At 66.6% G+C, this 18,606-nt stretch carries 12 protein-coding genes; 6 read left to right on the forward strand and 6 right to left on the reverse strand.

What is annotated here, in order from left to right; translation table 11 throughout:
• Nucleotides 1-62: 62 nt before the first annotated feature.
• The 3 genes from ACLBWX_RS05755 to treZ form a co-directional block, all read right to left on the reverse strand.
• Complete coding sequence (locus ACLBWX_RS05755; protein WP_447676120.1) at nt 63-3,443, reverse strand: maltotransferase domain-containing protein; 3,381 nt, start codon at nt 3,441-3,443, stop codon at nt 63-65.
• A 166-nt stretch (nt 3,444-3,609) separates the two neighbouring features.
• Entirely contained in the window at nt 3,610-8,511 is a 4,902-nt protein-coding gene (locus ACLBWX_RS05760; protein WP_447676121.1) for a malto-oligosyltrehalose synthase, read from the reverse strand.
• Complete coding sequence (gene treZ, locus ACLBWX_RS05765) at nt 8,511-10,313, reverse strand: malto-oligosyltrehalose trehalohydrolase (RefSeq protein ID WP_447676122.1); 1,803 nt, start codon at nt 10,311-10,313, stop codon at nt 8,511-8,513. The genes ACLBWX_RS05760 and treZ overlap by 1 nt, the downstream gene beginning before the upstream one ends.
• Nucleotides 10,314-10,554: 241 nt before the next feature.
• On the opposite strand from treZ, the gene ACLBWX_RS05770 reads away from it, so the two are divergent.
• Nucleotides 10,555-10,761 (forward strand): hypothetical protein, encoded by a 207-nt coding sequence (locus ACLBWX_RS05770; protein ID WP_447676123.1) that lies wholly within the window; start codon nt 10,555-10,557, stop codon nt 10,759-10,761.
• Nucleotides 10,762-10,797: 36 nt separating this feature from the next.
• Here ACLBWX_RS05770 and glgX read toward each other — a convergent pair whose 3' ends face one another.
• A complete protein-coding gene (glgX, locus tag ACLBWX_RS05775) occupies nt 10,798-12,897 on the reverse strand; it encodes a glycogen debranching protein GlgX (protein WP_447676303.1) in 2,100 nt (699 codons plus the stop codon).
• A gap of 67 nt (nt 12,898-12,964) precedes the next feature.
• A complete protein-coding gene (locus ACLBWX_RS05780) occupies nt 12,965-14,386 on the reverse strand; it encodes an alpha,alpha-trehalose-phosphate synthase (UDP-forming) (protein ID WP_447676304.1) in 1,422 nt (473 codons plus the stop codon).
• 412 nt (nt 14,387-14,798) lie between these two features.
• Between ACLBWX_RS05780 and ACLBWX_RS05785 the strand changes: the two genes are divergently transcribed.
• From ACLBWX_RS05785 to ACLBWX_RS05805, 5 genes are all read left to right on the forward strand, one after another.
• Nucleotides 14,799-15,278: a hypothetical protein gene (locus tag ACLBWX_RS05785; protein WP_447676124.1), complete on the forward strand. Its 480-nt coding sequence runs from the start codon at nt 14,799-14,801 to the stop codon at nt 15,276-15,278.
• A gap of 10 nt (nt 15,279-15,288) precedes the next feature.
• The gene (locus ACLBWX_RS05790; RefSeq protein ID WP_056475805.1) at nt 15,289-15,684 is read left to right on the forward strand and encodes a phage holin family protein; all 396 of its coding nucleotides are present in this window, start codon (nt 15,289-15,291) and stop codon (nt 15,682-15,684) included.
• Nucleotides 15,681-16,073: a DUF3618 domain-containing protein gene (locus ACLBWX_RS05795; protein WP_447676125.1), complete on the forward strand. Its 393-nt coding sequence runs from the start codon at nt 15,681-15,683 to the stop codon at nt 16,071-16,073. Before ACLBWX_RS05790 ends, ACLBWX_RS05795 begins: the two co-directional genes overlap by 4 nt.
• Nucleotides 16,074-16,143: 70 nt before the next feature.
• On the forward strand, nt 16,144-16,869 hold the full coding sequence (locus ACLBWX_RS05800; protein WP_447676126.1) for a DUF883 family protein: 726 nt from the start codon (nt 16,144-16,146) through the stop codon (nt 16,867-16,869).
• Between the two features lie 140 nt (nt 16,870-17,009).
• Nucleotides 17,010-17,561 (forward strand): RBBP9/YdeN family alpha/beta hydrolase, encoded by a 552-nt coding sequence (locus tag ACLBWX_RS05805; protein ID WP_447676127.1) that lies wholly within the window; start codon nt 17,010-17,012, stop codon nt 17,559-17,561.
• Nucleotides 17,562-17,564: 3 nt separating this feature from the next.
• Here the strand turns inward: ACLBWX_RS05805 and ACLBWX_RS05810 are convergent, their stop codons facing one another.
• Nucleotides 17,565-18,596, reverse strand: coding sequence for a YcjF family protein (locus tag ACLBWX_RS05810; protein WP_447676128.1), 1,032 nt, complete (start codon nt 18,594-18,596; stop codon nt 17,565-17,567).
• Nucleotides 18,597-18,606 lie beyond the last annotated feature (10 nt).

Genomic DNA, 18,606 nt, shown 5'->3' on the forward strand with positions numbered 1-18,606 from the left:
TCGGGCGACACGACGACGGCCCGCCTGGGCCACCGGGTTTTTTGCTGACACGGGCACGTGAGTTACGCAACCCGACTCGGAGCGCGCAGGCGCCAGATCACCGCCGAGCGCTCCGCGGGATCGAGGGCGATGCGGTGCGATTTCCCACGCAGCTCGAACTTGTAGCCGAGCAGCAGGTCCTCGACCTCCACCGCGCCGTCGTCCGGCTGGCCGAGCAACCAGAGCGGGACCTCGTAGGTGCATTCCTGACGGTTGCGCGGGTCGAGGTTGACCAGCACGAAGATGCAGTTGTCCCCGTCCGGCGTCACCTTGGCGTATCCGATGATCTGATCGTTGTAGGCGCCGTTGAAGACGACATTCCGGAAGTCCCACAGAGCCGGGTTGTCGCGCCGGATCTGATTCAGCTTGATGATGTGCTCGCGGATGTTGCCGGGCCGGCGATAGTCCCAGGCCTTGAGCTCGTATTTCTCGGAGTTGAGGTACTCCTCCTTGCCCGGATAGGGCTCGGCCTCGCACATCTCGAACCCGTTGTAGATACCCCAGACGCTCGACAGCGTGGCGGCCAGGGTCGCGCGCACCACGAAGCCCGCCCGTCCGCTGGTCTGCAGGTAGATGGGGTTTATGTCCGGCGTGTTGGCGAAAAAGTTCGGTCGATAATATTCGCCCATCTCGCCAGCCAGTTCGGTCGAATACGCAATCAGGTCAGCCTTGGTGTCGCGCCAAGTAAAGTAGGTGTAGCTCTGCTGGTATCCGGCCTTGGCAAGCTTCTTCATCATCTTCGGTCGCGTGAATGCTTCGGCCAGGAAGATTACGTCTGGATAGCGAGCGTTGACCTCGGCGATCATCCATTCCCAGAATGGGATCGGCTTAGTATGCGGGTTGTCGACCCGGAAGATGCGGGCACCGAGCGCTGCCCAGCCCATGACGATGTCGCGCAGCTCGATCCAGAGGAATGGCAACGCGCCGCCGTAGAAGTGTACGTTGGAAATGTCCTCGTACTTCTTCGGTGGATTCTCGGCGAACTTGAGCGTGCCGTCGGGGCGCCACTCGAACCATTCCGGATGGTTCTTGATCCAGGGATGATCCGGCGAGCACTGGATCGCGAAATCGAGGGCGATCTCCATGCCGTAAGCGTGGCTCGCTGCCACGAGCCGGCGGAAATCCTCGAGCGTGCCGAGGTCGGGATGCACCGCCTCGTGGCCACCCTCCTCCGAACCAACGGCATAGACCGAGCCGACATCGCCGGGCAGGGCCTTGAGGGTGTTGTTCTTACCCTTGCGGTTGGTCTTTCCAACCGGATGGATCGGCGTGAAATAGAGCACGTCGAAACCGAGTTCGCGGATCTCGGGCAGGCGTCGGATGACGTCGTCGAAGGTGCCGTGGCGGTTCACGTCCATCGATTGCGAGCGTGGGAAGATCTCGTACCAGGCCGAGAACCGGGCCGCGAGCCGGTCGGCGATCACCGGCACGTCGACGGGATAACGGGAGAGGTTGATGCGCGGCGCGTGCCGGCGGATCAGGTGGGCATTGGCCGGCTCCAGCATCAAATCGAGCTGCGCGGCCGAGCCGGTTCCCGCCGCCTCGAGATCGCCGGCGAGGGCCTTCAGTCTGATGGCGTCCGGGCCGGTCGCGTTCTCGAACGCGCCCACCACGAAGGCGACGCCTTCGATCGTCTCCAGGTGCACGTCGACGCCGGCATCACGCTTCTTCAAGGTGTCCCGCACCCAGGAGGAGTAGCCGTCGCGCCAGGCCTGTATGGTGAATTCGTAGCGGGCGTTGCGCAGGAGCGGGAAATGCCCACCCCAGCGATCGTTGTCCGCGAACACCATTCGGTCGGCGCGCCACTCGGCTTCGCCGACCGCCCGGGACAGGATCTCGGCGTCGATGATCTCGTGACCATCGCTGAAGATGTCGGCGGTGACGTAGACGCTCTCGCCGACCACGCGCTTGATTGCGGAGCGACCTCCGTCGAGTTCGGGCATCACAGCCTCGATCACGACCCGGCCCTCGCCGGTTGGCGTGCTCGGCTTCAGGGCAGCCTTCGCATCGGCACGCTCCGCGGCGAGGATGCGAAATTCGCCGGGTTCCAGCGCCAGGGCGCTCCCTGGACGGAATTCGATCGGGTCAGCCTGCGGCGTCCGGTCGATGAAGTCGCCGAGCATGCCGCCGGTCCGGGCGAGCAGGGCTTCAGGCTCGACCGGTGCCGGCATCTCGGTTGGGTTGTAGAGCACGAGCGTGGCGCTGCGGGCCGAGGCGCCGTGCCCGGTGTCGAAGCGCAGGAGCGCGGTGTAGGGCGCGTCGGGTGATGAGATGCGCGCCTGCGCACCCTCGACATTGGCCGCCGGCAGCTCGGCCCGCAGGGCGTTGATCGCCGCGATGGAGGCGGAAATGTCGATGCCCGTGGCGGATTCGCGTGCCTCGGGCGTCGTCTCGACGACGTGCAGGGCGCGCCGATAGCCCCACTCATAGCCGATCGGCATCAGCACGCCGGCCGAGAAGAAGGCCGACAGGGCGTAGCGCGCCGTCAGATGACGGGCGATGGCGGCCGGATCGCCATCGAGGTCGGCCGCCAAACGGGCCATGTCGTGGTTTTCGGGGAATGCGATCGAGGGCGCGATCACGCGCAGGCGCTCGTACTGATCGAGGGCCCAAGAGGCCTTGAGATCCCACCAGGCGAAGCTGTTGAACAGGAAGTCGAAGCCGGCTCCGGCGGTGGATTGTGCTTCCTGGAAGGTGCAGCCAAGGGTTTCGGCCGCGAACAGGCAGTCCGGCTCCAACGCCTTGGCGGCGCCGATCAGGTCGCGCCAGACCGTGGCCGGCACCTTGTAGGCCGCATCGCAACGGAAGCCCTGGACACCGAGGTCCTGCAGGCGATTGACGTAGCCCGACCAGAAGGCGGTGAGTTCCCGGCGCGAGCCCTCCGAATGGTAGTCGAGTTCGGCGAGGTCGCCCCAGACCGTACGGATCGACGGATCGTCCGGATCGACGGCATAGGGGCTCTCGATCCGACCCTCGGCGTCCGTCACGAACAGGTCGGGACGCTGTGCAGCCAGCGGGCCGTCCATGGCGGTGTGGTTGATGACGAGGTCCGTCATCACACTGAGGCCCTGTGCGGCCGCCGCGGCACAGAAGCGGCGGATCTGCTCGTCGTCAGACGTGCCGTCGTGGTCGCGAAAACGCTCGTCCAGGCGGTCGGGGTCGGCCACCGCGTAGAGACTGCGCGAACCGCCGGTCTGGTGGAAGGGGTTGAGATAGATCCAATCGAAGCCGAGGGCGGCGATCCGTGGAAGTTCTGCGGTCCAGGCCGAGACGCGACCGACGAGGAGCGGAAAGAGGTTGTAGATGCGCGGCCCCTCGGCCCTGGGCGCAAGGGCGGCGGGAAGCGGCACCTGACCGGCTGCGGTCCGCTGGGCGGCGGTCGTTGCGGGGCTGGGTGCGTTCATGCGTGCTCCATCTCGTCGGTGCTTGCGCGACCCCTGAACCGGCTGTGGGTCGCGCGAACCCACACGCGGCGGGTCCAAGGGGACGCGATCGTGACGGGGAAGGCCGATCCCTCCCTGCCGATCGTGTCGATGCACTCCGCTTTTCGGGAATGCGTTCGGTCGACCGTCAGCGAACTCGCTTCAGGGCGACATAAGGCAGACGCGCGAAGGCCCGTCCGAGTTCGATCCGACCATCCTCGGAGACGAGTTCGTCGCCGGTGACGAGATCGGTCCAGGCCGAACCCGACATCACTGCGATGTCCGTCCCGGCGAAGGCGTCGCCCGACCAGATGGCGTCTCCGACGAGACCGGAAACGAGTCGTGGCACGGCGACAAGCAGGTCGCCCTCGCCCGTCGTCGCATCGGAACGTGTGAATGCGATGACATGATCCGCCCGGGGGCCGGATGCGGGGAGCGCTTGATAATCGGCATCGGCGTAGAAGCTCGGGCGCGCGGCGCGGTCGGCGAGGAGCTTGGCCAAGGTCGCCTGCTTCACCCGCCCATCCGTCCAGTGCGCCAGAAGGTCTGCGGCCGGCATCCCCTCTTCCAGGGCGCGGGTCAGGGCCGGATAGTCAACGGGGCGCCGGTTGTCCGGGTCGACGAACGAGAAATCCCAGAACTCGGTGCCCTGGTAGGTGTCGGGCAGGCCTGGAAGAGTCACCTTCAACACCGTCCGGCCGAGCCCGGCGATCATGCCCAGATGGGCGAGACGCTTCGCAAAGGGCCGCAGCTGCGCCAGGAACGCGGAACCGGGTGCGATCAACTGGGCGAACAGGGCATGGACCGCGCCCTCGTAGCCCTCGTCGACGTTGACCCAGCTCGAACGTCGCTTGGATTCCCGCAGGGCCTTTTCGGCGTAGGCGTCGAGACGGTCGCGGAAATCCTCGATCGCAGCGACGTCATCCGCCTCCAGCAATTCCAGCGGCCAAGCCCCGAGAATGGCCTGGAAGAACATCCACTGATCGTTGGCGTCCGGGGCCGGCTCCTTGTCGATGACCGTGAGGTGGGGCTTGGCGAGGTTCGTCCAGGTCCCCCAGGCCACCTCCCAGTCCTGCGGGATCTCGGAGAGGGCGAGCAGGCGCGACCGAGCGTCCTCGCCACGCTTGGTGTCGTGGGTCGCGGTCGTGATCATCGCGTTCGGCCAGTCGCGAGCCCGAGCCGCCTGCAGCATATGGAAATGCTCCGCGTCGATTCCGTATTCGCCTGGATCGCCTCCGACCTCATTGAGAGCGAGGAGTTCCGTGAAGCGGTAGAACAGCGTGTCCTCCAGGCTCTTGGCCATCACCGGACCGGTCAACTGCTGGAACCGGCGACGGAAACGCAGGATCACTTCCGGGTCGGGCCGGCCCGGTCCCGTCACGTCGATCCGCCCCAGCATGGTGTCGGCAGCGAAATCATGCACGGAACGGTCCGGCAGCGCGCTCCAGCGCTTGGCCTTCTTCACGGCCGTCTCGATGAGGCGGATATCCTCGTCCTCGACATCGCTCTCGTCCAGATCCCCAGGCAGGTAGCTGCGATAGGTCGGGAAGCGGGCGATGATCTCGATGAGCGCCCGGCGAATGGCGTTGACCGAGAAGTCCCGGGTGCGGCGGTCGGCATCCGCGACCGCCTTCAGGTCGGACGTCATGACCTCCAGCTCGGAGGTGAAGCTGATCTCCAGAATCTCGGCCTTGGCCGCGCGGAGCATGAATTTGTAGGGCTCGTCGAACTGCGCCCGACTTTCGTAGAGCGAACGGATCTCGGCGCGCTTCCCCTTGGCGACGAGAATACCGTCGAGTTGGTTGAGCACGTCGTAGCCGGTGGTGCCCGCCACGGGCCAGGGTCGCAGGCGTTCGCCGGGTTCGAGGATCTTCTCCACCACAACGTAGAAGCCGGGGCCGATAGCGGCCTGAAGCGCACGCGCATAGCCGAGCGGATCGGCGAGGCCGTCGATGTGGTCGATGCGCAGCCCGTCGATCCGCCCGGCCTCGATGTGGTGGAAGATCGTCTCGTGCGAGCGCTGGAAGACGTCGGACTTCTCGACGCGCAGTCCTGCCAGGCCGTTCACGTCGAAGAAGCGGCGGTAGTTGATGTCGCTCGCGGCGATCCGCCAATGGGCGAGACGGTAGGATTGCTGCTCCAGCAGGCGGTGCAGCGGGCCGAAGCTGTCCGGGTGGCCCTTGACACCGTTGAGCAGCTTCAGCGTCCGCCCGATGGCCTCCGCTATGGCAGGCGAGGCCTCGACGGCCTCGACGAGACGATCCTTCAACTCCTCGGCCTCGGCCGGGAAGGCGCGGCGGCGCTCGTCACTCGTCTCCTCGCCCATCAGGCGCAAGCGCTCCGAGATGCCGAGGACCTCCAGGGCAGCGGCATCCTCGATATCGCCGAGGGCTGCGAGCGACCTGTTGAGGATGGTCGGGTATTGCAGCGGGCAGATCGGGAACTCGTGCTCGTAGTGCCAGATGCTGAATGCGCCCTTCTCCGGGTCGAATTTCAGCTCCAGCGTTCCCTTCTCCAAAGCCTCGCCGTAACGGTCGCCGAGGAAGGGCACGACGAGCTTGTTCTTGGCGCCGAGACGCGACCAGTCGATATCGAAAGCTTCGGCCGACGGCGAGAGACCGCCCCATTCGAGCACCGAGAGCCACCACGGATTGTCAGCACCGCCGACGCCCATGTGGTTCGGTACGATGTCGAGGAGGAGCTTGAGGCCGGCTCCGTGGAGCACGTCCGAGAAACGCACGAAGCCGTCCTCGCCGCCCAGCTCCGGGTTGATGGTCGAATGATCGACGATGTCGTAGCCGTGGGTCGAGCCGGGCCGGGCCTTCTGGATCGGAGAGGCGTAGACGTGGCTGATGCCGAGCTTCGCGAGATACGGAACGATCTTTTCCGCGTCCGCGAAGGTGAAGTCCTTGTGGAACTGCAAGCGGTAAGTCGACCGCGGCGGTGCCGAGGCGAGGCGTGCGGCGCCCGATCGCGGACCACGGTCCTCGGCGGCCAGGGAAGCGGCGAGCTTGGCCAGCGGGCCGCCTGGGGCGGCGATGCTTTCCAGTGTACGATCGAGTTTGCGGCGCCAGTTCGGATATCCCTCCGTCGAGCCAGGGACATTGGCTTGAGACAACTCGGAGACGACATCCTCGTACTGAACGGCCGTCAGCATGGACGGCGCCCGCCCGAGATAGCGCGCGGCGGCTTCGAAGGGCGCCGCCTCGGGCGGCTCGTAGCTCGGTAGCAGCTGCTCGCCCGCCAGCGCCTCGGTAAGCCGGGCGCGCTCCTCGACGCGCTCGCGGCGCTCCGCATCGGCCCGCTCGGAATCGTAGAGGCCCAGGGCCTGTCGGGTGTCGGTGTCGACGCCGCGCCACCAGCCGACGAAGGTCGGCAGGTCGTGGGTGGTGATGGCCGTTAGGGCATCGCGGGGATAAGCTGCGGGCGGCTTGAAGCGGGCCCCCTGCTCGCGCTCGAAAGCGAGGATACGATAGCTCAGGATACCGGCCTGCATCAGGGCGTCTGAGAAGCCCTCCGGCGCCGTTCCGAGATCCTCGGCGATGACGAGGCACTTGGCGCGGTGGCTCTCCAGGCGCAGCACCGCGAGCATGGGCTCGAACGGCATCGCGACGTAGGCGCCCTCCTTCGCCGAGCGCCCCACGGGAATCAGGAAGAGGCGAGCGAGCTGGAAGGCGTGGTCGATCCGGATCGCGCCGGCATGGCGCATGTTCGCCACCACGAGTGCACGAAACGCCGCGAGGCCGTCTCGCTCCATCTCGAGCGGGTGGAAGGCGGGCAGACCCCAATCCTGACCCTTCGGGGCCAGCAGGTCCGGCGGCGCACCGATGGAGACGCCGTTGGCGAAGCGGTTGGGATGGGACCAGATCTCGGAGCCGCCGCGATCAGCGCCGACCGCCAGATCGCGATAGAGCCCGAGGCGCATGCCGGTACCGAGGGCAGTGTTCGAAGCGTCCTCCAGCTGGCGATCGGCGAGGTATTGCAGCCAGATGTGATAGGTCACCGTCTCAGCATGGGCCTCAGCGAAGGCGCGCACCGCGGGCGTTCCGTTACGGCGCATCTCCTCGGGCCAGTCGCCGAGCCACTGGGCGCCCAGCGCCTGGAAATGCTCGGCGAGGGCCTCGAAGGTGCCATGCACCTCCAGATCTTCGCCGCCAGTCGCCCGGAAGATGGCGAAGCCGGCATCCGTCCCGTCACGTGCCGCGGATTCCTCCCACAGCGCACGCAGCACCGGCGAGAGCACCGCCCACACGCCGGCATGCTCGACCAGCTTGGCCTCCCGCAGAGCCTCGACCCGGTCCGCCATGGAGGCCAGAAGATCGGCAGCTTTTGAGCCGACGAAGCCCGGCAGGACGCCGGGCTCGATGAAGAGGGTCTCGAGGAAGAGGCGCGAGGACGGCGAGTAGGGCGAGATCTTGGTGCGATCGGTCGCGAATAGCGCGTGGACCGGGCTGAGGCCCAGGAACGACGCGCCGCGCAAGCCCGCATCTCGTGCCGCGCGTCCCGCGTCCGCGTAGGAGCCGATCCCGAGGTTGTCGGGGGAACGCAAACCATAGAGTTGTGCCGCAAGACCCCAGTCACGGGCACCCTCGTCGGCATAGGCCCGCGGGCGCCAGCAGCGCTGCGGCGCCGAGATCACCCAGGCCTCCGAATGGATTTCGCCGAGGGTCACCGACAGGCGGTGATAGCCGGGTGTGAGCGGCGGCAGTTCGAAGCTGGAGCCCGTGACCGCGACGCGACCCTCGCGATGATGGCCGCGCTCGTCGACGAGCCGCCACGACAGGGTACCACTGGCACCCGCCGCCTGAATCGCAACGCTGGTCGCGCGGCGTGCTTCGGCCGGCAGCAGCGGTGGGATTAAACTGCTGCGTACAGCCTCGACCTCGGCAAGGCTCCTGGCGATGTCCTCGTCCGTCTCGGTCGGGAAGCCGAGCGCTGCGATCATCCCGCGCCGGACGTCGAGGGCGGTTTCCACAGGCTGCCCGAAGGCGTCGATATAGCCTGCGGCGACGCCGAGGAGGTCGGCGAGGCGTTCGAGGTCGCGGCTCATCACTTCACACCCGTCAGGAAGACACCCGTCCAGGACGGGAGTTCGATCGATTCGTTGCCCGACCCGCTCGACCAGATGACCTGCCCATCACCGCGCTCGACGGTGAAATCATCGGCACCCACATTGGCGACGAAGCGGAGCCGGCCGCCCTGGTAGGTCCAGGTGCAATCGACGACGTCGGCGCGCGGCAGGGTCGCCTGAGCGCCAAGGTAGGGAGTCTTGGTCAAAGGCACGACGCTCTGGTGACGGATCTGAAGCAGGTTGCGCGTGTCGGCCAGCACGGCCCGGTGTAGCGGCTCCGAGCGCTCGGCCCAATCGATGCGCGAATCCGTGAACGTCTTCGCCTCCGTAGGGTCGGGGATCACCGACGTGTCGTCGGCGAAGGCCGCAAAGCTCTTGAACTCCCGGCGGCGGCCCTCGCGAACGGCCTTGTTCAGGTCCTCGTCCGGCGCGAAATCGACGAAGAACAGGAATGGCGCGGTCGCCGACCATTCCTCGCCCATCCAGAGCATGGGAATCTGCGGACTGAGGAGCAGCCCGGCCCGGGCGAGCGCGAGCTTCCGGGGATCGCAGAGGGCGCTCAGGCGCTCTCCGAGAGCGCGGTTTCCGACCTGATCGTGATTTTGCAGGAAGGTTACGAAGGCCGAGGGCGGCAGGTGTGCCGACGGCTCACCGCGCGGATGATTGTCGAGGGTCGGGAAAGGCTCACCCTGGTAGGCGAAGCCCTCCGACAGGCAGCGGGCGAGGTGCTCGACCGGCTTGTCGGCGAAGCTCGCGTAATAGCCGGCTTCCTCGCCGGTGAGCAGCACGTGCCAGCAATGATGCAGGTCGTCCGCCCACTGTGCGCTGTGCTGGATCGCTCGCCTCTGCGGGTCCCGTTCGAGCCACCGGGCCTGGTTCGCCTCGTTCTCGAGAACGAGGTGGATATGGCGCCCGGGCAGGCGAGCGCGGATGGTCTCGGCGAGCTCGCCGATGAAATGTTTCGCGGAATCGTCGAGGATCGCATGCACCGCGTCGAAGCGAAGTCCGTCGAAGTGGAATTCCTCCAGCCAATACAGGGAATTCTCGATGAAGAAGTCGCGCACTACGCGCCCGCTGGTCTCGCCGTCGAAATTGATCCCGGCGCCCCAGGGGGTCTGGTGGCGTTCGGTGAAGAAGGTCTTGGCGTAGACGTTCAGGTAGTTTCCGGCCGGACCGAAGTGATTGTAGACGGCATCGAGGAAGACCATCAGCCCGAGGGCGTGCGCCTTGTCGATCAGCCGCTTCAGGTCGTCCGGGCGGCCGTAGACGCCGTCCGGCGCGTAGGGAAGGACGCCGTCGTAGCCCCAGTTGCGCGTGCCCTTGAAGTCGGCCAGCGGCAGGAGTTCGATGGCGGTGACACCGAGATCGCGCAGATCCTCGAGTTTGCCTTCCAACGCGGCATAGGTGCCCTCCGGCGTCGCCGTACCGACGTGGAGCTCGTACAGCACAACCTCTTCCCAGGGCCGACCCGTCCAACCACCATCGGCCCAATCGTAGGCACGCGGATCGATCACTTCGCTCAGACCGGAGACATCGTCCGGCTGGAAGCGGGAGGCCGGGTCCGGCACCACGAGATCGCCGTCGATGCGGTAGCCGTAACGCGCGCCGCCGCTCGCGCCTGGAACGTCGAGCTGCCGCCAGCCTTCGCCCGCTTCCGGCATCGGATGCTGGGTCCCGTCGAGGACAAGCTTCACATCCTTGGCGGTTGGGGCCCAGAAGGCGAACCTGACCCCGTCCTTCGACACTTCGCTGCCGAAGGCCATGCTGTGGGCGCGCCGCATCAAGCCACCATTTCCGTTTCTCGTGTTCGCCGGGGTCGTGAACGTCCGTCGCACCTTTCAGAAGACGGCGCGCACCGCGTTGTTCCCTGCGGCGTCACTGTCGAGGTAAGGCGTGGCTTGGCTGCGACAACCACCGAGCGAAAGAGTTTTGTGCACCGCACAGGATTGTCGGATCAATGATCCTCGGCCCGACATTTGCCTCGGCCTCCAACGCTGCAATCGCCACGTTCCGGGGTGTGACATGATCGAGGCAGACGCGTTCCTGGTCCTCGCCAGGGCCAAGCTGAATTTCGCTCGGAAAAGCCATGGCGAACGATGCTGGGATGCCGACGGCGCCGACGCTCACTTGACCTCCGACTGCACGCTGCTGCCGCTGTCCGAGACCGAGCGCGCAGAGTTCCTCGAACAGGCGCGCCACGAGCTTCGGCAGGAAGCGTTCGCGTCCTGACTGCGCGCCTGGTTCGAGGTCGGACGGGGCGTGGGGTCACGCCCTGTAGGCGGAGGCGGGCCTCGCGCGCAGAACGTAGATCGCCTGCGCGTCGAGGCGCATGCCGGCCCCTGGCGGGAAAAGGGCCTGGCCGGCCGCTACCGCGCCGGTCTGCCTGGTGGTGTCGAATATCAGGGTCCAAGGACCACCGATGATCGGCGCCAGGATGAAGTCACAGGGTCCCTCGGCCGCGTTGACGAGAATCAGGAGGCGATCCGCCTGTGGCAGGTCGTTGCCGATCTGCATACCGAAGGTCTGACGCTCGGTATCCGACCAGTCGCCATCCGCCATTTCGGTGCCCCCCGGCGCGAGCCAATGGACATCGCGGAGCGGCCCGTTCTCCACCAGCGCGCCCGTCAGGTAATCGCGCCGGCGCAGGGCGGGCTGCTCGCGGCGCAGGCGGGTCAGATTCCCCACGAAGGTCGTGAGGCTGAGATCGGGGTCGCGCTCCCAATCCATCCAGCTGGTGACATTGTCCTGGGCGTAAGCGTTGTTGTTTCCACCCTGGCTGCGCGAGCGCTCGTCTCCCATCAGCAGCATCGGCACACCCTGCGCCAGGAACACCGTTGCGAGCAGGTTGCGCTTCTGGCGGGCGCGCAGGTTGAGGATGACCGGATCGTCGGTCTCGCCCTCGACGCCGTAATTGCGCGAGAGATTGTGTCCATGGCCGTCGCGATTGTCCTCGCCGTTGGCCAGATTGTGCTTATCCTCGTAGGCCACGACGTCGGCCAGGGTGAAACCGTCATGCGAGGCGGCGAAGTTGACGCTCGAAAGCGGCCAGCGGCCGGACGCTGCGAAGATCTCGCGTGAGCCTGACAACCCCTGGGTGACCTTGGCCAGCGTCCCCTTATCGCCCCGCCAGAAGCCGCGGATGCTGTCGCGGAACTGGTCGTTCCATTCGCTCCAGCCGCGCGGATAGCCGCCGAGCTGGTACCCGCCAGCCCCGATGTCCCACGGCTCGGCGATCATCTTGGCGTGGGCGAGGACGGGGTCCTGGGCTACGGCCTGGAAGAAGGCGGCCTTCGGACTGAAATCGTGCGGATTGCGCCCAAGGCTCGTCGCCAAGTCGAAGCGGAAGCCTGCGACGCCGTAGGCCGTCACCCAGTGGCGCAACGAGTCCAGCACCATCTGCATCACGCGCGGATGGTCGAGGTCGAGGGTATTGCCGCAACCGGTGCAGTCGATTTCCTCGCGGCGGTTCTCCGGCTGGAGCTTGTAGTAGCTCGCATTGTCGACACCGCGGAACGACAGGGTCGGCCCGGTGTGATCGGCCTCGGCGGTGTGGTTGTAGACGACGTCGAGGATCACCTCGATGCCCGCGGCGGCCAGTTCGCGGATGGCCGCGCGCAGGCCGCCGATCCCCGCCGGCCCGCGATAGCGCGGATCGGCGGCGAAGTAGTTGAGCGGCGAGTAGCCCCAAAAATTCACCAGCCCCTTCTCGACGAGGAAACGGTCGTCGGCGAAGGATTGGATCGGTAGGAGCTCGATGGCAGTTACGCCGAGCTTCAAGAGGTGCTCGATGATGGCCGGATGAGCGAGGGCCGCATAGGTGCCGCGGGCCGCCTCCGGCACGTCCGGGTGCGTCTGTGTCAGCGCCTTGACGTGCGCCTCGTAGATCACGGACTGGGACAGGGGCCGGCGGACCGGGCTTACCGCAAGGTCGGGCACCTCCGGTGGAGTGACGATCCCGCGCGGCATGAACGCGGCGCTGTCGCGCCGGTCGATCTGATCGGCTCTTTGCAGGCCCCGGCGGTGACCGTAGAGCGAATCGTGCCAGCGGATCCGACCCTGGATGTCACGGGCATAGGGATCGAGCAGAAGCTTCGCGGGATTGAACCGGTGCCCCTGTGCGGGGTCCCAGGGTCCATGGACGCGGTAGCCGTAGAGCTGGCCGGGAAAGACGCCGCGGAGATAGCCGTGCCAAACGTCGTCCGTGCGGCAGGGCAGGCGGATGCGGTGGGTCTCGTGACGCTCGCCCGAGTCGAACAGGCACAGGTCGACGGCCGTGGCGTTCTCCGAGAAGAGCGCGAAGTTCACTCCGCGCCCGTCGAAATGCGCGCCGAACGGCGCCGGTACGCCGTCGTCGACGCCGATCATGTGGTCAGAAGCGATCAAGAAACTGGTGCCGTCCCAGGGTTAGGCGCCGCCGGGCGCCGCCGAAAGATTATTCCGCAGCGGCTGCGGTACGGGGCGGCTCGCGTTCGATCGTCCGGAAATTCTCGAGTTCCGTCATGAAGTTACGCGCCCACCAGTCCACATCCTCGCGCGTCATGCGCTCGACCATCGGCCTCCAGCGCTCGAGGCGTTCGCCGCGCGGCATGTAGAGAGCCGTACGGATCGCCTCGGCGACCTCGAACCGGTCGTAAGGATTGACCAGAAGCGCCTCAGGCAATTGCCGCGCCGCGCCTGCGAACTTGGACAGGACGAGGACGCCGGGATCCTCCTCGGTCTGCGCGACGACGTACTCCTTGGCGACGAGATTCATGCCGTCTCGCATCGGAGTCACGAGCCCGACCCTGGCAGCCCGGTAGAGCCCGGCCAGGACGGGCCGCGGATAGGCCTTGGTGACGTACTGGATCGGCGTCCAGTTGGGCTCCCCCAGAGTGCCGTTGATATGCCCGACGGTCTCGTTCACCTCTCGGCTGAGTTCCTCGTATTCCGGGACCTCGGTGCGCGATTTCGGTGTGATCTGAATGTAGACGACGTTCCCGCGCTGATCGGGATTCGAGACGAAAAAGCGCTCGACCGCCTCCATACGCTCGGGAACGCCCTTCGAATAGTCGAGGCGGTCGACACCGATGAGGAGCTTGCGGGTTCGCAGGCCCGCCATCGTCTCGCGGACGGTTCGGTTCGAACCTGCATTTTCCGCCGCTTCCTTGAAGCCGGCTACATCGATGCCGATGGGGAAGCTGCGGATGCGCGTACGGCGCCCGTCCACCATCAGCGACCCACCACCGAGCGGGATCGCCCGCAGTTCGTCGATGAGATTGCGGGTCAGGTTGTGTACGTCCGCGTCGGTCTGCAGGCCGATCAGGTCGTAATCCGCAATGCCCCGCAGGAGGTCGCCACTGGCGGGAAGCGTGTTGAACACGTCTGCCGCAGGCCACGGGATGTGGTGGAAGTAGCCGATCGGATTCGCGATCCCGAGGCCGCGAAGCTCGGAAGCGAGGGGCAACAGGTGGTAGTCGTGAACCCAGATGATGTCGTCGGGCTCGACGAGGTTCGCGAGGGCGCGGGCGAAGATGCGGTTCACGCGCTGATAGCCGGCGTAGTCGGAGCGCGAGAACGCGCCGAGTCCGAGCCGGTAATGCATGATCGGCCAAAGGGCTCGATTTGCGAATCCGCTGTAATATTCCCGGTGATCCTGAGGTGACAGATCGACTACGGCGTAACTGATGTCGCCCCGATCGATGAGGGTCGGCTCGATGGATGGGTTTTCGACGACATTCCCGCTCCAACCGAACCAAAGACCCTCATAGGCCGTGAAGGCCTCCTTCACGGCGACCGCGAGGCCGCCTGCTGCGACGGCTTTGCCCCCTTCCTCAGGGATGGCAACGCGGTTCGATACAATGACGAGACGTGCCACGAAGCCGGCTCCGGTCCTCACGGGTCTCGCGCGGATGAGCGCTCGACCAGACTGATACGTTGGGTGAACGCGCGGAAGCCGAGCGCGATCCGTCGATGCAGCCAAGCGCGTTCGATGGACCCGGGTCAAGACCTGAATGCCCCGGGTGCACGGCAAACAAAGCCCCACGGAAACCCGTCGCGCCCTGTGCTGCCACGGCACGATGCATCTTGCGGACCTCGCCCGATCCCTTCGCCTGAGCCTCCAAGGTCAAGCTTCCGCATCCTACGCAACGTGAACTGAACGGAGCCTGACGCGCGTCCGATCGGGCTGTTGGGATGCGTGGTCGGTGCAAGCGGAACCCTGTCTCTCCCGCTGCTGTTTAACCGTCGCAAACGCCAGTTCTTTCAATCTCGTGTCGAGGAGTATCACCGTGACCGCAAATCAATCCCCAGGTCCCACGGGCGCGGAGCCGGCGAACCCAACCGCTGACTGGAAGGCCCTGCGCGGCGACGTAGAGGGGATCGCGGACGTGGCTGCCGAGCGCGGCCGCACCTTCGTGGAGGCGGCTCGCTCCCATGCGACCGACTATGTCGACCAGCGCAAGGGCGATGCGGCCCGCTCCGTCACCGATCTCGCCAAGTCGGTACGGGAGTCGAGCAAGACCTTCGAGGCGCAGCCGAACATCCGGGCATTCTTCGACAGCGCGGCCGACGGCCTCGAGCATCTCGGAACGTCGATCGAGGAGCGCAGCTTTTCCGAGTTCTACGAAGAGGCCGAGGCCTTTGCGCGCCGGGCGCCCGTCGCGGTGGCGGTGGCCACTTTTCTCACCGGTTTCGTCGTGGCCCGCTTCATCAAGTCGACGAGCGCTGCACCCCTGACCGACACCTATCCGACCCACAACCGTCTGTAATGGCCGATCGATGACCACCGGTCCGCAATCCAGTATCCAGGGCCTGATTGGCGACGCCCTGAGGGAAACCAATGAACTCGCTCGGAAGGAGATCGCCCTCTTCCGCAACGAGATGACGAGCAATGTCCGTGCGTTGTTCATCGGCCTCGGCCTTCTCGTCGGCGCCGCCGTATTCGGCGTCGTCGCCCTCTTCGTCCTGGTGGATGCCTTGGTGAAATGGCTCGCCACCGTCGTCCATTCGGAGGCGCTCGCTGCCCTGATCGTCGGCGGCGTTCTCCTCGTCGTCGCCGTGGCCCTGGCCCTGATTGGTCGGAACGCCATGTCGCTCTCGACCTTGGCACCCGTTCGAACGACCAGACAGGTCCGCGAAGACGCCCGTACATTGTCTGAGAGGGTCTCCGGATGACCGAATCTTTGAACGAACTCGAGAAGGACATCGAGGCGAGCCGTGCCCGCCTCGATCAGACCATCGATCAGATCCAAGAGAGATTGTCGGTCTCCAGCATCGTCGACGAAATGCTGGGCAATGCCCGCCGCACTCCGCTCAGCGGCGCCTATGACGGCGCCCTGGAAGCCGTCCGGCGAAATCCGGTTCCCGTGCTCCTGATCGCGGCCGGCGTTGGCTGGCTCATTCACCGCATGTCGACGAACCGGACCGACACGGCACTTCGGCGGCGCGCGCGTCTCGCCACCGACGCGCTGCCGGTGACGAAGACGGGCGCCGACCGCGTCTACGACCCGGACCTGCCGACGCAGCATCCCGTCACCCCCCTCGCGAGCGAGACCCAGATCTGAGCCGTCACGGCCGATCCCAAGAGACTCGAACCGGCCCACCGTGGCCTTCGCCGACCCTCAGGAGTGTCCCATGAGTTCGACCCAGAAGCCCGGCGACGAGCACCGCTCGCTCCCCGACGATATTGCGCTCGCTGCTGGCATGCCGCGCGGTCACCAGACAGAGGGCTCCCTGCACGACGTGCCGAGCCCGAGCCTGGGTTCGAACCACACCGGTACCCAGACCCACAGCATCTACGCGGAAGGGTCGCACGGTTCGTCCGCGGCCGATGCTGTCAAGGCGAGGGCCAGTGACGTGCGTGACAGGGCCGCCGAAGCGGCGAGCGACATTCGTGACCAGCTCTCCGACAGTGCCCAAAACCTTCGTGAGCGCGCCTCCGACGCGTACGACGACGCCCGGAGCTGGGCGTCCGACACGCATCAGGAAGGACGCCGCCGCGTCAGCGAGTTGAGCCGGCGTGGCACCGCCCGCATCCAGGACGGACGGTCCGCCGTCGAGGATTTCGTCTCGGAGAACCCGCTGCTCGTCGGTGTCGTCGGCCTCGCAGCCGGCCTGCTCATCGGCGCGTTGCTTCCCCGGACCCGTACGGAGGACGAGAATGTCGGCCCCTGGGCGGACGAAGTCCGGGATCAGGGCCTTCGCTACGCCCGCGACGTCACGCATCGCGGCCGCGAATTCGTCGCCAGCGCCCTCGACCCCGAGAATCTGAATGCCGCCGTTCAGCGGGCCACCGGCGGTGACGAGCCGGTGGCGGCCTCGCCGGCCTCCCCTCAGGATCCGGCCTCGAAGCCGCACTGAAGAGCGACGTCGTCCACAGCGCCCGAAATGGGGGGCGGCACGCGATCCGTGCCGCCCCCTTTCGTCGTTTCGACGATGTTTCGTTCGAGACGGTCCGACGACCCTCGACGATGCAAAGCGGAGCCTTTATCGGGTGAGCCATGAAGATTGCCGATTGCGAAATCCTCATTCTGCCGGGCTATGCCGGGTCCGAAGACGAGCACTGGCAGGCGCGTTGGGCCGAGAGGCTTTCGACCGGGCGGATCGTTGTTCAGGATGACTGGCATGATCCCGACGCGGAGGCTTGGCGGGCGCGCATCGTCGAAGCGGTCAACGCCGCAACGAAGCCCGTCATCCTCATCGCCCACAGTCTCGGCGTGGTGGCCGCGGTCCAGGCGGCCCCGGCCTTCACACCGGGCGCGGTACGCGGCGCACTCCTCGTCGCCTTTCCGGATGTGGAGGGGACGCCGAGCCTCCCGGCGGGCGTAACTGCCTTCGCGCCCGTTCCGCGCGATCCCCTGCCCTTCCCATCCCTCGTGGTCGCCAGCCGCAACGACCCTCATTGCAGTTACGCGCGCGCCGAGGACTTCGCCTATGCCTGGGGCGCCGTCGTAGTGGATGCCGGCGAATCCGGACACATCAACGTGGCGAGCGGGCACGGTCCGTGGCCGGAAGGATTGATGCGCCTCGCCGGATTCATGAAGAGCCTGTAGCGTTCAGCCCTTCGCCTCGTCCGCGAGAGGCTTCAGAAGCTCGCCCGCCACGTCCGAAAGGCGCGGAGGCGCCTCGCGTACGAATGGCAGGGGCCGGCACACCGCCATCGCGGCGAGACCGAAGCGCGCCGTCATCAAGCCGTTCAGAACGCCTTCGCCGAGCTTGGCAGAGACACGCGCGGCGATGCCGAGCCCGAGCACCTGCTGGATCATGCTCTCGCCGACCGCCATGCCGCCCGTGACCGTGAGATGGGCGAACGCCGCCCTTGCCAGGCGCAGGAAGCCGAGAAAGCCGGGGCGTCCGCCGTAGATCGTCGCGATCCGACGTAGCAGGCGCACGGCGGCGAAGATCACGAAGGCGACGTCGACGATGGCGCGCGGGCTGAGCGCGGTTACCGCAGAGACCTGCTTGGCCGCTGCCGCGATGGCGTTGCGGGCCTGACGATCGAGAGGCAGAAGCAGTTCGTGCTCGGCCAGTCCGATGCGGTCGTCGACGTCCAGAATCGCATCGCCCAAAGTCTCGAGGCGGCCACGCCCTGCCGCCAGAGCCGTCCGCTTGGCGTAGAGACCCGTAAGATCGCGGACCACGGCCTGGGCTGCGGAATGGTCGCGCGCGGCGATCGCCTCCATCGCCTTCGCACGCACTCGCTCGATCTGGCGCTCTCGCCAGATCCCCGAGAGTTCCCGGGCGACCAGGGCTAGGAACGCGATGCCGGCGACCGCGAGCAGGACCAACGCGACGGCACCGAGCCAGGGCGCGGCGCTGAATAGATCGGCGATCAGTCGTTCCAGCGATAGGCCGACGCCGAGGGAGACGAGGCCTCCCAGGGCGAGCAGGAGCAGACTGAGCCAGGGCGCGCGCGCTTTCGGCGCCACCGGCACAGCCACCCCGTCGGCGGCATCGACGATCTCGAAGGGCTCCTCGACGATGCGGACCTGAGACGGTGCGGCCGCGGGCGGCGCGACGCCGTCGGTCACCTCCTCCGGTGGAGCGGAGGGGATGCGGAAGGCGCGAGGGCGGTTGGTCGAGCTCATGGATGGGATT

The organism is Methylobacterium sp. M6A4_1b (assembly GCF_053345175.1).

What these genes read in the sequence shown, in the direction of transcription:
- ACLBWX_RS05755 (WP_447676120.1), bottom strand. Translation starts at nt 3,443, where the DNA reads ATGAACGCACCCAGCCCCGCAACGACCGCCGCCCAGCGGACCGCAGCC.
- ACLBWX_RS05760 (WP_447676121.1), bottom strand. Translation starts at nt 8,511, where the DNA reads ATGAGCCGCGACCTCGAACGCCTCGCCGACCTCCTCGGCGTCGCCGCA.
- treZ (WP_447676122.1), bottom strand. Translation starts at nt 10,313, where the DNA reads ATGCGGCGCGCCCACAGCATGGCCTTCGGCAGCGAAGTGTCGAAGGAC.
- ACLBWX_RS05770 (WP_447676123.1), top strand. Translation starts at nt 10,555, where the DNA reads ATGATCGAGGCAGACGCGTTCCTGGTCCTCGCCAGGGCCAAGCTGAAT.
- glgX (WP_447676303.1), bottom strand. Translation starts at nt 12,897, where the DNA reads ATGATCGGCGTCGACGACGGCGTACCGGCGCCGTTCGGCGCGCATTTC.
- ACLBWX_RS05790 (WP_056475805.1), top strand. Translation starts at nt 15,289, where the DNA reads ATGACCACCGGTCCGCAATCCAGTATCCAGGGCCTGATTGGCGACGCC.
- ACLBWX_RS05795 (WP_447676125.1), top strand. Translation starts at nt 15,681, where the DNA reads ATGACCGAATCTTTGAACGAACTCGAGAAGGACATCGAGGCGAGCCGT.
- ACLBWX_RS05800 (WP_447676126.1), top strand. Translation starts at nt 16,144, where the DNA reads ATGAGTTCGACCCAGAAGCCCGGCGACGAGCACCGCTCGCTCCCCGAC.
- ACLBWX_RS05805 (WP_447676127.1), top strand. Translation starts at nt 17,010, where the DNA reads ATGAAGATTGCCGATTGCGAAATCCTCATTCTGCCGGGCTATGCCGGG.
- ACLBWX_RS05810 (WP_447676128.1), bottom strand. Translation starts at nt 18,596, where the DNA reads ATGAGCTCGACCAACCGCCCTCGCGCCTTCCGCATCCCCTCCGCTCCA.